15 protein-coding genes, 1 pseudogene and 1 riboswitch are annotated in these 13333 nt (G+C 61.5%); of the genes and pseudogenes, 4 read left to right on the top strand and 12 right to left on the bottom strand.

The genetic code is table 11. The features are described from left to right. Position 1: 1 nt before the first annotated feature. Genes cobU through NKI18_RS05160 form a run of 3 tightly spaced genes read right to left on the bottom strand, consistent with a single transcriptional unit; the run spans position 2 to position 1493 of the window. Entirely contained in the window at positions 2–523 is a 522-nt protein-coding gene (cobU, locus tag NKI18_RS05170; RefSeq protein ID WP_353019026.1) for a bifunctional adenosylcobinamide kinase/adenosylcobinamide-phosphate guanylyltransferase, read from the bottom strand. Further along, the gene (locus NKI18_RS05165; RefSeq protein ID WP_352617530.1) at positions 516–1298 is read right to left on the bottom strand and encodes a CbtA family protein; all 783 of its coding nucleotides are present in this window, start codon (positions 1296–1298) and stop codon (positions 516–518) included. Before NKI18_RS05165 ends, cobU begins: the two co-directional genes overlap by 8 nt. A gap of 15 nt (positions 1299–1313) precedes the next feature. Next, entirely contained in the window at positions 1314–1493 is a 180-nt protein-coding gene (locus tag NKI18_RS05160; protein WP_023676561.1) for a CbtB domain-containing protein, read from the bottom strand. Between the two features lie 36 nt (positions 1494–1529). Further along, positions 1530–1726: riboswitch (cobalamin riboswitch) on the bottom strand. A 349-nt stretch (positions 1727–2075) separates the two neighbouring features. On the opposite strand from NKI18_RS05160, the gene NKI18_RS05155 reads away from it, so the two are divergent. The 3 genes from NKI18_RS05155 to NKI18_RS05145 all read left to right on the top strand — a co-directional run bounded on the left by NKI18_RS05155 (position 2076) and on the right by NKI18_RS05145 (position 3983). Next, positions 2076–2243, top strand: a complete 168-nt coding sequence (locus tag NKI18_RS05155) for an SRPBCC family protein (RefSeq protein ID WP_352617681.1) — start codon at positions 2076–2078, stop codon at positions 2241–2243. 218 nt (positions 2244–2461) lie between these two features. Further along, the gene (locus tag NKI18_RS05150; RefSeq protein WP_352617528.1) at positions 2462–3460 is read left to right on the top strand and encodes a heparan-alpha-glucosaminide N-acetyltransferase; all 999 of its coding nucleotides are present in this window, start codon (positions 2462–2464) and stop codon (positions 3458–3460) included. Between the two features lie 16 nt (positions 3461–3476). Then, entirely contained in the window at positions 3477–3983 is a 507-nt protein-coding gene (locus NKI18_RS05145; protein WP_352617525.1) for a methyltransferase family protein, read from the top strand. Positions 3984–4002: 19 nt separating this feature from the next. Here NKI18_RS05145 and NKI18_RS05140 read toward each other — a convergent pair whose 3' ends face one another. The 4 genes from NKI18_RS05140 to NKI18_RS05125 all read right to left on the bottom strand — a co-directional run bounded on the left by NKI18_RS05140 (position 4003) and on the right by NKI18_RS05125 (position 7072). After that, the gene (locus tag NKI18_RS05140; protein WP_023676566.1) at positions 4003–4389 is read right to left on the bottom strand and encodes a MerR family transcriptional regulator; all 387 of its coding nucleotides are present in this window, start codon (positions 4387–4389) and stop codon (positions 4003–4005) included. Between the two features lie 139 nt (positions 4390–4528). After that, positions 4529–5926, bottom strand: a complete 1398-nt coding sequence (gene mgtE, locus NKI18_RS05135) for a magnesium transporter (RefSeq protein WP_502894205.1) — start codon at positions 5924–5926, stop codon at positions 4529–4531. Positions 5927–6275: 349 nt separating this feature from the next. Further along, on the bottom strand, positions 6276–6758 hold the full coding sequence (locus NKI18_RS05130; RefSeq protein ID WP_254818127.1) for an SRPBCC family protein: 483 nt from the start codon (positions 6756–6758) through the stop codon (positions 6276–6278). Next, a complete protein-coding gene (locus tag NKI18_RS05125) occupies positions 6755–7072 on the bottom strand; it encodes an ArsR/SmtB family transcription factor (RefSeq protein ID WP_023676569.1) in 318 nt (105 codons plus the stop codon). The genes NKI18_RS05130 and NKI18_RS05125 overlap by 4 nt, the downstream gene beginning before the upstream one ends. A 344-nt stretch (positions 7073–7416) precedes the next feature. Here NKI18_RS05125 and NKI18_RS05120 point away from each other — a divergent pair, with 344 nt between their 5' ends. After that, a complete protein-coding gene (locus NKI18_RS05120) occupies positions 7417–8328 on the top strand; it encodes a phosphatase PAP2 family protein (RefSeq protein ID WP_352617678.1) in 912 nt (303 codons plus the stop codon). A gap of 326 nt (positions 8329–8654) precedes the next feature. On the opposite strand, the gene NKI18_RS05115 is transcribed toward NKI18_RS05120, so the two are convergent. From NKI18_RS05115 to NKI18_RS05090, 5 genes and pseudogenes are all read right to left on the bottom strand, one after another. Next, positions 8655–9722 (bottom strand): cyclic nucleotide-gated potassium channel, encoded by a 1068-nt coding sequence (locus NKI18_RS05115; protein WP_352617520.1) that lies wholly within the window; start codon positions 9720–9722, stop codon positions 8655–8657. 451 nt (positions 9723–10173) lie between these two features. Further along, positions 10174–10539, bottom strand: a complete 366-nt coding sequence (locus NKI18_RS05105; protein WP_023676573.1) for a 4a-hydroxytetrahydrobiopterin dehydratase — start codon at positions 10537–10539, stop codon at positions 10174–10176. 49 nt (positions 10540–10588) lie between these two features. Further along, positions 10589–10663: pseudogene (locus NKI18_RS05100) on the bottom strand (NADH-quinone oxidoreductase subunit D-related protein); the annotation flags it as partial. 42 nt (positions 10664–10705) lie between these two features. Next, positions 10706–12349 carry a chaperonin GroEL gene (gene groL, locus NKI18_RS05095; RefSeq protein WP_352617517.1) on the bottom strand — a complete coding sequence of 548 codons (1644 nt, stop codon included), beginning with the start codon at positions 12347–12349 and terminating at the stop codon, positions 10706–10708. Positions 12350–12399: 50 nt separating this feature from the next. Continuing rightward, on the bottom strand, positions 12400–12714 hold the full coding sequence (locus NKI18_RS05090; protein ID WP_352617515.1) for a co-chaperone GroES: 315 nt from the start codon (positions 12712–12714) through the stop codon (positions 12400–12402). Positions 12715–13333 lie beyond the last annotated feature (619 nt).

Here is a 13333-nt window from a genome sequence, read left to right as displayed (position 1 = left end):
GTCATTTCACCTTGAGCGGCAGCCCCGCCACCATCAAAAGCACGGTGCCGGCAACAGCCGCGACGTCCTGGTTCAGCCGGCCGGCGGCGTCGCGAAACCGTCTTGCCAGCGCATTGTCCGGCACGATGCCCTGGCCGACCTCGTTGGACACCACGAACCACGGCCCACGCGGCCGCGACAGCACATCGGCCAGCCTCCGGCATTCGGCCTCGACATCATGGTCGGCCAGCATATGGTTGGTCAGCCACAGCGTCAGGCAATCGATCAGCACCGGCTGGCCGTCAGGCAGCGCTCCGATCGCGCCGGCAAGGTCGAGCGGCGCATCGATGGTCGTCCAGCCGGCGCCGCGGCGCGAGCGGTGCAGCGCGATGCGCTGGCGCATCTCGTCGTCATAGGCTTGCGCCGTGGCGATATAGCTCCAAGGCGGCGGGCCGACCGTCACCAGGCTCTCGGCATGCGCGCTCTTGGCGGCGCGCGCACCGCCGATGACCAGGGTCAGTGCCCCGGCAGCGCGGTCAGGCAAAGCTGTCGCGCAGGCTGGTCGCCGTGCCCGTGAAGCGTCCGCGCACCACGCCGACGACCGCGCCGAGCACCAGCCAGAACACCAGATTGGTCAGCGTCACCGCCACCACGAACTGGTGGTGCAGGCCTTCCGGGATCGCCGTCTCGAAGCTATCGGGCTGCGGCGCGCCGACGATATGCGGCGCAACGATCAACGCCACGGCAAGAGCCACCAGCGGCAGCGATCTGCGGAAGACTATAAGGCCGAGACCGGCCGCTGTCGCCACCACTGTTGCCCACCACCAGATCTGGCGTTGGACAAGGTCGGCCGACGGCATCGCCGGCAGTTCCGGCGGCAGGCCGAGGCCCGGCGCCAGCGTGAACGCGGCAAAGCCGGCCAGCCCCCAGAACAGGCCCTGGCGCCAATTGCCGATGCCGCCGGCGAATTCCGAAACCGCAACCAGGACCAGCGCAAAGCCGATGCCGGTGACAATATTGGCAACGACGCTGAAGCCGAAGCGCTCGAAACCGTCGGCCGGCGCCCAGCCTTCGTCTTCCGCCGGAGCCATTGCTTCAGCCGGTGCCGGCGCGGCGCTGCTCATAACCGTCGTGCCCGCGGCGTTTTCGGCCGGTGCCGCAGGTGCCGCGGCATGGTCATGGCCGCCGCCGGCCTGTTCGTAGACTTCCGCCTTCAGGATGAGCGGCACCGTGGCATAGGCTTGCATGCAGGCGAGAGCCACGCCGGCCACAAGCCCTGCGATCGCCGCGATGAACACGACGTTGCGAAACAGTGTCATGATGTCAGCCCCTTGTCAGTGGCAGGGAAAGCCCATCGAATGGCGATAGTCGTGCGCGGCATTGTGGACCGCATCGATATGCGAGAAGCCGACAAAGCCCATGACGAAAATGCCGAGGAATGCAGCAAGCGCCAGCTGCATGAGACGCGACTGCGAGGAGGCGGAAGCGCCGAGCGAAACGGAAGCGGTATTCATGTCTTGTCCTTTCGCCCTCCACCCGAGGGCATAGAAGTCAGTTTCCTGTCGCCGGCAGGTCTCCTGGCTCGCGGATCAGCGCCCTTCCCCACCTTCCCGAAGGCGAACCTTCAGTGGCATATGGAGAGGACTACCGCACACAGTTGCGGGGGCAGCCACGGCATTGGGCAAACAACTTGCCCTCACCGCATTCCCTCTTGGTTCCAAACGGAACCGACGACATCAGCGACTATAGGCAGAATCGCCCCGCCCGGCAAACCAAATTCCGCCGGATCGTGTGGCGAATGCGCCGCCTCGCCAAGCCGGTCGGCCGGCGCCGCGATTGACAATTTTCGCAGCCGGGTGTCGGCTGGCGGATGGGGAGGAAGCCGGCATGCAACCCAGCCCGAATGAGCGCGGTCCCTACAACGGCCTGATGCGGGCCGAGCCGACGCTGCCGTCGCCGGCCTATTGGGACATCGCGGCCTATCAGCGCGATCTCGAGGCCATCTGGTATCGCAACTGGTTGCTCGTCTGCCGCGAGGCGAAGCGCTTGCCGATCCGGCCGCGGATATCGACAACATCGTCGCCTTCGGTACCCAGGTGCTGGAGGAGGATGCTGATATCTGCGAGGTCAACCAGATGGGCCTGCGCTCGATGCGCCACAAGGCCGGCGTACTGATGCCCGAGGAATACGACTTGCACCGCTTCCACAACTGGGTGGGCGAGCGCCATGCGGCGCTCGAACATCAAAGCGATTTGGGCAGATAACGCCAGGTGACGAAGCCGCAGACTGCCGCCAGCAGGCCGAGTGTCGCGAAAACCGCGCCCAGTCCGAAAAACGCCAGCACGCCGGCCAAAGGCTTTCCGGCTTTGGCCTAAAGCAGCTCTGATGCCGACCGGTACCAACGCGACGCAAGGCCCTGCTTCTTTTGACGGTGGCAACCGTGATAGTCGTCTTGCCGGGGCTGAACCAAGACAGCGAGATCATGAGCATCGACACGCCGAGCGCAGCCGTTCAGGATCAACCGAAGTCGAAGCGCATCGCCGCTATCGACATTGCACGCGGCATCGCTTTGCTTGCCATGGCGAGCTATCATTTCACCTGGGACCTCGAATTCTTCGGCTACACCGATCCCGGCCTCACCGCCTTCGGCTGGTGGAAAATCTACGCGCGCTGCATCGCCTCGAGCTTCCTGTTCCTGGTCGGCATCAGCCTCTATCTCGCCCATGGCAAGAAAATCCGCTGGACCGGCTTCTGGAAGCGCTTCGCCATGGTTGCCGGGGCAGCGCTCGCAATATCGCTGGTCACCCGCATCGCCACGCCCGACGGCTTCATCTTCTTCGGCATATTGCACGAGATCGCGCTCGCCAGCCTGCTCGGCCTGGCGTTCCTGCGCCTGCCGGCGCTGCTGACGCTTGCCGTGGCGGCCCTCGCTATTGCCGCGCCTTTCTACCTGCGATCTGAGCTTTTCGATCATCCGGCTTTGTGGTGGGTCGGCCTGTCGGCGACCAACCCGCGCTCCAACGACTACGTTCCACTGCTGCCCTGGTTCGGCGCCGTACTTGCCGGCATCGCGGTTACCAAGCTCGCCGCCACCTCCGGCGCGCTGACGCGGCTGTCGGCATTGGCGCCCGGCCGCTGGGCAAATCCGCTGGTCTTCATCGGCCGGCACAGCCTAGCCTTCTATTTGATCCATCAGCCGGTGCTGATCGGCTCGGTCTGGCTGTTTTCGCAATTCATGCCGGCGCAGGCCGAAACCAGGGAGGTGAGTTTTCTGAAATCCTGCCAGATATCCTGCGAGCAGGCACGCGACACCGAGTTCTGCTCCAGCTATTGTGCCTGCATGCTGGACACTCTCCAGGGCGAAGCCTCGCTTGACCGGCTCTACAGCAACGACCAGTCCCCGGAGTGGAAGGCGCATATTGGCGAGCTCGCCGGCACCTGCACCGCCCAAACCGAGGCGGCGGAACCGGGAACGCGCTAATCGAGGGAGGACAATAATGAGCGACAGTCACCCGAAACCCGTGCAGCAAAATCCTGGGCAGCCGAAGCTGGGGCACATCCCATGGCCGCCGCTGATCTATATCGCTGCCATCATCGTCAGCGTCGCGCTAGGGCTGTTCTATCCGCTGCCGTGGATCGGCGATCTTCTCGGCGACATCCTGTTCGCCGCCGGCCTTGTGGGGTTGGTGGCGGTTGCCGCGCTCTGGTTCACGGCAATCCGCACCATGATCCGCGCCAAGACGACGCTCAACCCGAACGGCGTGCCTGACCATCTGGTGACTACCGGAGCCTTCGCCGTCAGCCGCAACCCGATCTACCTCGCCAACACGCTGCTGCTGGTCAGCCTCGCCTTTGTCACTGGGATCGCCTGGTTCCTGCCGCTGGCGGTCATCGCGGCGTTCCTGACGCAGAAGCTGACGATCGAGAGCGAGGAGAAGGTGCTGACGGCCAAATTCGGCAAGAAATACCGGGACTACGCCAAAAGGGTGCGGCGCTGGATTTGAGCCGGCGCTGACGCCACGCTCATGTGGTGACGCCGAGCTCCACCAGCCGCTCGACGCAGGATTCCTCGGCCTGATCGAGCTCGGCCAAGGTCTCTTCGAGGTCGCGGCGTTTCTGGCGCAAATCCTCGCGCTTTTCCTCGATGCGCTTGATCATCAATTTGAGCTGGCCGACCTCGCCGGGCGGCTCCCTGTACATCTGGATGATTTCGCGGATCTCGTTGATCGAGAAGCCGAGCCTCTTGCCGCGCATGATCTGGCGGATGAGATGCCGGTCCGACGGACGGAACAGCCGAGTGCGGCCGCGTCTTACTGGCTGCACCAGCCCTTCGTCCTCATAGAAGCGCAACGTCCGCGTCGACACGTCGAATTCGCGGGTCAGCTCCGTGATCGAATAATATTCCCGCATCGTCACTCCAATGCCCCGGCCACGCCGCGAGTTCCAACTGGCCGGCGCCGCCAGCGCCCAGGCGCGTACCAGAATCGGCGGACAAGGCACCTTTCAAAGCCTCGCATGGCATTTACGTAAAAGTCAATTGAGGTGACGTTCAGCGCACGCCGAACCACCATGTGGCGAGCCCGAGAAAGGCAAAGAAACCGACGACATCGGTGACCGTGGTGACGAAAACCGCCGAAGCCACAGCCGGATCGATCTTGAAGCGGTCGAGCAGCAGCGGGATAAGGATGCCCGCCAGAGCCGCCACGAACATATTGATGATCATCGCAGCCGCAATGATGCCGCCGAGATTGCGATCGTGGAACCAGGCAGCAGCGACGAGGCCGATCAGGATGGCAAAGATGATGCCGTTGATGAAGCCCACCCCGATTTCGCGGCGGATGATGCGGCCGGCATTGTAGATGTCGAGGTCCCTGGTCGCCAGCGCCCGCACCGTGACCGTCATGGTCTGCGAGCCGGCATTGCCGCCCATGCCGGCGACGATCGGCATCAGCACCGCCAGCGCCACGATATGCTCGATGGTGCGGTCGAACAGGCCGATCACCGAGGCCGCCAGGAAAGCCGTCAAAAGATTGACCAGCAGCCAGGGCACGCGCGAGCGCGAGGTCGAAAAGATGCTGTCCGAGAGTTCTTCGTCGCCGACGCCGCCCATGCGCAGCAGATCTTCCTCGGCCTCCTGCTGGATGACGTCGACGACGTCGTCGATGGTCAGCACGCCGACCAGCCGCTCGTTCTCGTCGACGACGGCGGCGGACAGAAGATCGTATTGTTCGAATTCGCGTGCCGCCTCCTCCTGGTCCATGGTGGCCGGGATGGCATGCCTGGTCTCATGCATGACCTCTTCGACCTTGACCGAGCGCTTGGTACGCAGGATCTGGTCGAGGTCGATGGCGCCGAGCAGCTTGAAGCTCGGATCGATGACGAAGATCTGGCTGAAACGGTCGGGAAGATTGTTGTCCTCGCGCATGTAGTCGATGGTCTGGCCGATCGTCCAGAACGGCGGCACCGCGACGAACTCCGTTTGCATGCGGCGGCCGGCGGTCTCTTCGGGATAGTCGAGCGAACGCCGCAGCCTGATCCGCTCGGTGAACGGCAGCTGCGACAGGATCTCGTCCTGGTCCTCCTGGTCGAGGTCTTCGAGAATGTAGACCGCGTCGTCGGAATCGAGATCCTGCACCGCCTGGGCGATCTGCGCATTGGGCAGACTGTCGACGATGTCGCGGCGGATCGCCTCGTCAACCTCGGTCAGCGCGGAAAAATCGAAATCCTTGCCCAGCAATTCGACCAGCGCGCGTCGCTGTTCCGGGTGCAGGGCCTCGAGCAGGTGGCCGAGTTCCGACTGGTGCAGATCGTCGACTTCACGCTTCAGCGTCAGCGTATCGCGATCGGCGATCGCGGCACCGATCTGGGCGAGGAACGACGACAGGATGACGCCGTCCTCGTCATAGATGTCGGCGCGGCGCTCCTCAGCCGCCCTGGCGCCGGTCATCTGTTCGTCCTGGCCTTCCACCAGCGCCTCCCGCCATCGGATTTCCGGATAAGGTGCCTGTCTGGTCTAACGCATGACCCTGACAATCGGAATCGATTTTGCGAAAGGACCATGCACAACGACAAATTGCTACAGCGCCGTTCGCGCGTCCAAACGACGCGGCGCATACCGGATGGTAGGAGGAGAGGACGTTCTACAAACCTGCGGCGCTGCAGACCTTCGCGGCGGCAGGTAAAGGGCAGCGTATCTCCCCGCCCCGGTCAACCAGATGGGCAGATCGACACTGATTCAAAACGGCGAGGCCGACAGTGCGAGGGCCTCGCTGGTATTGGACTTAACGGCTTCCCGATCAGGCGGCGTGGCGCTTGGCCTCAGCCGCATAGCGGTCCAGGAGACCGCTCCAGCCACCCTCGGACTCGAAGGCCTCGCGCATCGCCTCTGCGGTTTCGCCCATGTTCTCCAGAAGCCTGTGCTCGAGTTCCACACGCGTCGCGTTCTCGCCGAGCGCGACAAAGCGGATCTCGACTTCGGTCAGCAATGCCGGATCGTAGCGCCAGCCGGCTCCAATCCGCCAGGCGAGCGTCAGCCTTGACGGCGGATCCCAGGCGAGAACCTCGCCCCAATCGCATTGTGACCCATCCTCGCCGATCTCGTACCAGCGGCCGCCGGCTTTCGGTTCGATCACCGCGGTCGTCAGGGCGGATTTGCCGATCGAGTGCGAAGCCGGCCACCAGCGCCCGAATCCTGTGGTGAACACATCGAATGCCTTGTCGAGCGGCACCTCCACCGTCACCGACTTCCTGACCGGCGCGGGCTTGATCATGGTCGTCATTTCCTCTTCTCCTTGCTGTTGTCGACTTCCCGTTTGAAGGCGTCGAGCGCATCGCCCCACATGCGGTCGAGCCAGGCACGCATCTCGCCGAGCCCATGCGGGTCGAGATGATAGATGTTGCTGGCACCTTTCGGCTCTGCGCGGACCAGCCGGGCTTCCTTCAAAACCTTGAGGTGCTGCGATACCGCCGGCTGCGAGACCGGAAGCACTCGCGTCAGATCGATGACCGAGCGTGGCCGATCGGCGATGAGCTCGAACACCTTGCGGCGCGTCGGATCGGCCAAGGCCACCATTCCTGCATAATCATAAATCATGACTTATGATAAGCTAAAACTTATGATAAGTCAACCGAGGGCGTGGCGGGCCGTGTTCAAGCAACCGGCCGGCTCGGCCCCGAGGCTCCGGGCAATTCCTTCACGCGGGGGCATGGACAGCGATGCGGATGCAAGACTGCTCAGGGAATCGATCCACCGCATGCGGGCCGGCCGGCAAATGTCGACCACCGGGGAAAAGTAAACCTGGCGGCAAGGTTTTTACCTTATCGGTGTATGTGTCTCTCCGGCGAAACGTTAAGAACGGGTAAATTGGTTTGGCCCTAACCACGGAAGCCTCTCGCTACAGGCCCTCCGCCATATGGCAATTGCGCCTCTCCTTGTTCATGGCGACATACGTTTTAGGCGCATCTGCACTATATCCAGAAGTATTCTATACGTCAGCCTTAATCTATTCTCACAAATTTCTTGTTGGCATTCCGGTGTTGTTTATCGGTGGCGTCTGCTGTGCCGCGCTAGTCCATGGCCGGCGGCAACCGGTTCGCTACGCACTGGATTTGGTTCAAGGGCGCTGGCGCGGTTGCCTGCTGGTGCTGCTGTTCTTCTTTGCCAGCTTGACCGCGTTCTCTACCTACAAGATCGCCATCCCGTCCGTCGTCCCATACTATGCCGACAACTGGTTGGCCGACGCTGATGAATGGCTGCACGGGATGCCGCCATGGGAGATCGTCCATAAGCTCGACGGCAACAATTGGTCGTTCGTCGTCTTCAACAGCTACGAAGTCATTTGGTTTTACCAGTGGTTCGGCACCATCCTTTTCGTGTCGCTCTGGTCGGACGAGATTGCCCGCATCCGCTATCTCTGCGCAGCAGCGCTGACGTTGTCCGTCCTCGGAACGGTCTTGGCCCTGGCGCTGGCATCGGTCGGACCGGTTTACTACCACCACTTTGTCGGCGTGGATCGCTTCCACGGATTGAATGCGGCCCTGGACAGGCTGGACCATAGTTACATGGTGCGGGAACCCGCGGCATATCTCCTGATGGCTTACCAAAGCGGCCGGCCAAGTCTTGGCGGCGGCATCTCGGCCATGCCAAGCATGCATGTCGCCTTTGCCGCATTGAACGCCTATTTGCTGTCATCGATCAATCGCTGGCTTGGCGTTCTGGGTTGGACCTTTGCAGCCCTGATCCTGTACGGATCGGTGTTCACTGGCTGGCACTATGCCGTGGACGGCTACGCATCGATCGTTGTTGTGTCGGTGATCTGGTGGGCGACCGGACGCCTGGTGCGCGAATAGTTATGTGCGCTTGTCGATAGATGGCCATGCCCGCCGATGGCCACTTCGCATAAGCAAAACTCGCGACCGCAATCAGGCAAAAAGCACGTGCCCCGACAAGGACGCTCCCTGCCGTGCTCGAATTCAACGGGCAAGAGATTCCGCTTTCGAATTTAATGGTGCGGTCGAGATGCCGCGTTGATTTTAAAGCATTTTTCTACGATTCCGTGGCGATTTGTATTGAGGGTGGTTCGGCAGCGGCAAAGCATGTAGTTCCAGCCAGCCACCATCGGCAGGCAGCTGGCAGCCTTGGCATCGCATCCTCCTCTGACGAACACCTAGTACGGTCAAGCCTTAGGTGCCGCGCCGCGCCGCTCGAGCGCGGTCTTGCGGATGGTTTCTGCGATCTCCGGGCTGCTGCTGCACAGCATCTGGAAATCCGCCGAGTGTAGCGACAGGAGTGAGACCACCGTTGTGGCGCTGACGGTCGCCGAGCGCGGTTCGCCGGTGATCAGCGCCATCTCGCCGAAGAAGGCGCCAGGGCCCAGATCCACCGGGTTCGGCGTCGCGACGCTGACGCGCCCCTCCACGACGAAGAACATCTGGTCACCGGTCTCGCCATTGCGGCAGATCACAGCGCCCGCCGGCACGATGCGAGGTCGTAATGCGCGCACGATCTCGACTAGTGTGGCCGGGCCGAGCTTCTGAAACAACGGCACGGCGGCGACCAATTGCCAATTGCGGACGAAATCCTCGCGACGGACTTCTTGATAAAAGCCGGTGGCAAGAATGCCAGCCCAGAGCGCGAAGATGCCGATGCCACTCATCATGACCGCCCCGGCAAGGACGCGGCCGGCGAAGCTTTCCGGAATAGCGTCGCCATAGCCGGTGGTGGACAGCGTGACCACCGCCCACCACATTGCCTGGGGGATGCTGCCGAACTGTTGCGGTTGGACGTCGCGCTCGATGACATAGGCTGCGAGCGCAAAACCGAAAAGAACGATGCCGAAGACGGTGGCGACGCCGATCAGGTTGCGCGCTTCGTTGGTCAGGATTCTGCCCAGCAGCGGGAAGAAAGTTGAATCGCGCAGCGGTTTCAGCAGCCAGACAGCACAGTAGAGGCTCCGGTCGGGCGTGCCGACGAGCAGAAATGCGGCGAGTGGAACCAAAACCGCGAGCACATCAATGGCGATTGCCGGCGTCCTGTCCCGAACGTCTCCCGCCCGGCGCTTGAGCAGTTTCTCGGCCAATTCCAGGAGATAGACGCCCCAAATGACCGCGAGCACGGCAGCCAAAGCCAGTCTGCTTCGTCCGGACAGGTCCGGTGTCGTGAGCGTAGCCACCGCCACAAGCCCAGTCGCAGCCAGCACCGCGTTGAGCAGCGCGTAAATTCTTAAGAAAGGCAGTACCGACATTCTATGCCCACGAGCGGATACTACCCTCCAGAATAGGAGCCTTCAAGGCAAGCGCAAAGGTGCTAATTCGATATGGAGATTACCGGGCCACCCTTGGTCGTCGCTGGACCATAGGCCATGAACCATCCGATCAGGGTCGAGATCGAGCTGCCCCTCGAACCACACCCAGCGCCGGCTCGTTCTGGGTTGGACCTTTGCAGCCCTGATCCTGTACGGATCGGTGTTCACTGGCTGGCACTATGCCGTGGACGGCTACGCATCGATCATTGTTGTGTCGGTGAGATGAACCCAGGCTGGCGCGCCATAAAGCGCGCTCGCTCGGTCACGACGGACATGCCTCGGCCTGCTTGTCCGGTTCGGGCTCGATAACAGTGATCTGAGTTGCGGGCTGATCGTCGGTACGGATGTGTGGCATAAACGACCTCACTTGATTGGCAATGGATTTGCCGTGTCACCGTTGGCGGTCGAGGGGCCGCCCCGCGCGATCGAGCATCCGATCGATCTTGCTCGCCATGATGAAATCGTTCTCGTGCAGTCCTTTGATCTTCTTGGTGCTCAGGGAAACCGTCACATAACCCCAGCCGAAGCTGATGTCGGGGTGATGGCCCTCGGTTTCGGCGAGCTCACCGATCTCCTGAACAAGGGTGAGCGCGTCCCGGAAATTGCGGCATCGAAAGCTCCGCTGGATGCGGTGGGCATCGTCACCCAGCTCCCAATCAGGAGCCTGTGCCTGGAAGCGTTGGGCTTCATCACGCGTGAGCGGCGGGACGCCGCCGCGACAAGGCGTACATGTTTTCTCGGCAAGAGTGTCGGTCATGTTCTTGTCTCCAAGACCATTTTTAGCAGCAAATACGACAGCGACGAGCCTATCGATCGATCTCCCCGAACACGATGTCGAGCGAACCGATGATCGCCGAGATATCGGCTCGCATGTGCCCGCGTCGCTGGCCTTCCGTCGTCCTGGCTATAGTTTCAGGCGCCGCTCAGTAGTCCATTCCGCCCATTCCGCCCATACCTCCCGCGCCACCCATAGCGGGCGAAACCTTCTGCGGAATGTCCGCGATCATTGCTTCAGCGGTGATCAGGAGCGCGGCAATCGAGCCGGCATCCTGCAGGGCCGTCCGAACGACCTTGGCGGGGTCGACGATACCGGCCTTGATCATGTCGACATAGACTTCGTTCTGGGCGTCGAAGCCCTGATTGTGATCCTTGCTGTCGGAGAGCTTGCCGACGACGATCGAACCTTCAACGCCGGAATTCTCGGCAATCTGGCGGATCGGCGCTTCAAGTGCTCTCAGCACAATCGAAATACCTGCCGTCATGTCAGCATTCGCGCCAGTAAGCTTAGTCAAAGCTGCCTTGGCGCGCAAAAGCGCAACACCGCCGCCGGCAACGATGCCTTCTTCCACGGCTGCACGAGTGGCGTTCAGCGCATCATCGATGCGGTCCTTCTTTTCCTTGACTTCCGTCTCGGTCGCGCCGCCGACGCGAATGACAGCAACGCCGCCAGCCAGCTTGGCGAGACGTTCCTGGAGTTTCTCCTTGTCGTAATCCGAGGACGTTTCCTCGATCTGCAACTTGATCTGCTGGACGCGCGCCTGGATGGTGGCTTTCTCGCCGGCGCCGTCGATGATCGTCGTCGTATCCTTCTCGATGAGCACGCGCTTAGCCCGCCCGAGCATGTCGATCGTGACGTTCTCGAGTTTGATGCCGAGATCCTCGGAAATCATCTGGCCGGCGGTGAGCACGGCAATGTCTTCCAGCATCGCCTTGCGCCGGTCACCGAAGCCTGGCGCCTTGACGGCTGCGACCTTGAGGCCGCCGCGCAGCTTGTTGACGACCAGCGTTGCTAGCGCCTCGCCTTCGACGTCTTCCGAGATGATCAGCAGCGGCTTACCGCTTTGCACCACAGCTTCGAGGATCGGCAGCAACGCCTGCAAATTGCCGAGCTTCTTCTCATGGATGAGAACGTAAGGGTCCTCCAGCTCCGCGCGCATCTTCTCGGCATCGGTGACGAAATAGGGCGAGAGATAGCCACGGTCGAACTGCATGCCTTCGACGACATCGAGTTCGGTTTCGGCTGTCTTGGCTTCTTCGACGGTGATCACGCCCTCATTGCCGACCTTGTTCATCGCCTTGGCGATCATGGCGCCGACCGACGCGTCGCCATTGGCGGCGATCGTACCAACCTGGGCGATCTCGTCCGAAGATTTGACTTTCCTGGCCCTGGCTTGAATGTCCTTCACCACAGCAGCCACAGCAAGATCGATGCCGCGCTTGAGATCCATCGGGTTCATGCCCGCGGCAACGAATTTGGCACCTTCGCGCAGGATGGAAGCGGCCAGCACCGTGGCTGTCGTCGTGCCGTCGCCGGCGAGGTCGTTGGTCTTCGAGGCCACTTCGCGCACCATCTGGGCGCCCATGTTCTCGAACTTGTCGGCAAGCTCGATTTCCTTGGCGACGGCGACACCATCCTTGGTGATGCGCGGCGCGCCATAGGCCTTGTCGATGACGACATTGCGGCCTTTGGGGCCGAGCGTCACCTTGACGGCGTTGTTCAGAATTTCGACGCCGCGAAGCATCCGGTCGCGGGCATCGGTAGCGAATTTGATTTCCTTGGCAGACATGATTTTACGTCCAGTTCAGTCTTGAAATTGCGGGATCGGAAATCGCCCGGTCAGGCGGCTTTCTTGGCCGCTCTGATCTTCTCGACGATGCCCAAAATGTCGCTCTCCTTCATGATCAGAAGGTCCTCGCCGTCGATCTTGACCTCGGTGCCGGACCATTGGCCGAACAGGATGAGATCGCCGGCCTTGACGTCGAGCGGGATCAGCTTGCCGCTCTCGTCACGCGAGCCCGGGCCCACGGCGATCACTTCGCCTTCCTGAGGCTTTTCCTTGGCGGTGTCGGGAATAATGATCCCGCCCTTGGATTTGGTATCGCCTTCCGCGCGCCGAATGACGACGCGGTCGTGGAGTGGCCGGAATTTCATTGGGGGTTCTTTCTGCCGCCGCACATAGAGCGACTGCAACACTTAACATAGCCCCTTTGGCACTCGAATGATAGGAGTGCCAAATTTTTAATTCCTCAAACCGAAAATATTTGAAATGAAATCAGTCGTTTTTACCGGCGCTTTTGGCCGTCCGAAAGGCGGAGCCATAAGCAATTTTATTGTAATTCATCCCTCTTAATTTTGCCGACAACAGACTATATTAATCCGCAATTACGAGACAAACCTATCGAGCCTTGATTGAATGTGCATCGAGAGATATATACAGTTCGCGAAAATTTGGCACGATTTGGCTTTCCCGGTCCCGATCGACATAGGTCCGCGACCTTCGACCCACCATGAAGCACCGAATTTTCGACAGCGAATGTATAGCGCTTATCCGGCGCGCATGTCGCTCTGTTCGAGCCTTTGAACCACGGCGCTGACCACGGATGTACTGGCAGCATTGGGATCTTTCCGGTTCGGATGGAAAAGATGCAGGAGGGGCGTCGGCGTGCTCCTGCGGAAAGCCGCACCCCCTCACGCAACGCAGCCTCCCCGCGTGGGTAGCGCTTGCCCGCGCTACGGCGGCGGCTTTCCATGCGAGCCGCTTCAAAAATGA

Source organism: Mesorhizobium sp. M0800 (genome assembly GCF_040320095.1).
In the GTDB taxonomy this organism is placed as follows: domain Bacteria; phylum Pseudomonadota; class Alphaproteobacteria; order Rhizobiales; family Rhizobiaceae; genus Mesorhizobium.
Note: the sequence above shows the minus strand (reverse complement) of the source record. Positions and strands in the feature narration are given on the sequence as shown.

Excerpts from the sequence above, each read along its gene's own strand:
- NKI18_RS05165 (WP_352617530.1), bottom strand. The coding sequence starts at position 1,298 with ATGACACTGTTTCGCAACGTCGTGTTCATCGCGGCGATCGCAGGGCTT.
- NKI18_RS05160 (WP_023676561.1), bottom strand. The coding sequence starts at position 1,493 with ATGAATACCGCTTCCGTTTCGCTCGGCGCTTCCGCCTCCTCGCAGTCG.
- NKI18_RS05150 (WP_352617528.1), top strand. The coding sequence starts at position 2,462 with ATGAGCATCGACACGCCGAGCGCAGCCGTTCAGGATCAACCGAAGTCG.
- NKI18_RS05145 (WP_352617525.1), top strand. The coding sequence starts at position 3,477 with ATGAGCGACAGTCACCCGAAACCCGTGCAGCAAAATCCTGGGCAGCCG.
- NKI18_RS05140 (WP_023676566.1), bottom strand. The coding sequence starts at position 4,389 with ATGCGGGAATATTATTCGATCACGGAGCTGACCCGCGAATTCGACGTG.
- mgtE (WP_502894205.1), bottom strand. The coding sequence starts at position 5,926 with ATGACCGGCGCCAGGGCGGCTGAGGAGCGCCGCGCCGACATCTATGAC.
- NKI18_RS05130 (WP_254818127.1), bottom strand. The coding sequence starts at position 6,758 with ATGACGACCATGATCAAGCCCGCGCCGGTCAGGAAGTCGGTGACGGTG.
- NKI18_RS05125 (WP_023676569.1), bottom strand. The coding sequence starts at position 7,072 with ATGATTTATGATTATGCAGGAATGGTGGCCTTGGCCGATCCGACGCGC.
- NKI18_RS05120 (WP_352617678.1), top strand. The coding sequence starts at position 7,417 with ATGGCGACATACGTTTTAGGCGCATCTGCACTATATCCAGAAGTATTC.
- NKI18_RS05115 (WP_352617520.1), bottom strand. The coding sequence starts at position 9,722 with ATGTCGGTACTGCCTTTCTTAAGAATTTACGCGCTGCTCAACGCGGTG.
- NKI18_RS05105 (WP_023676573.1), bottom strand. The coding sequence starts at position 10,539 with ATGACCGACACTCTTGCCGAGAAAACATGTACGCCTTGTCGCGGCGGC.
- groL (WP_352617517.1), bottom strand. The coding sequence starts at position 12,349 with ATGTCTGCCAAGGAAATCAAATTCGCTACCGATGCCCGCGACCGGATG.
- NKI18_RS05090 (WP_352617515.1), bottom strand. The coding sequence starts at position 12,714 with ATGAAATTCCGGCCACTCCACGACCGCGTCGTCATTCGGCGCGCGGAA.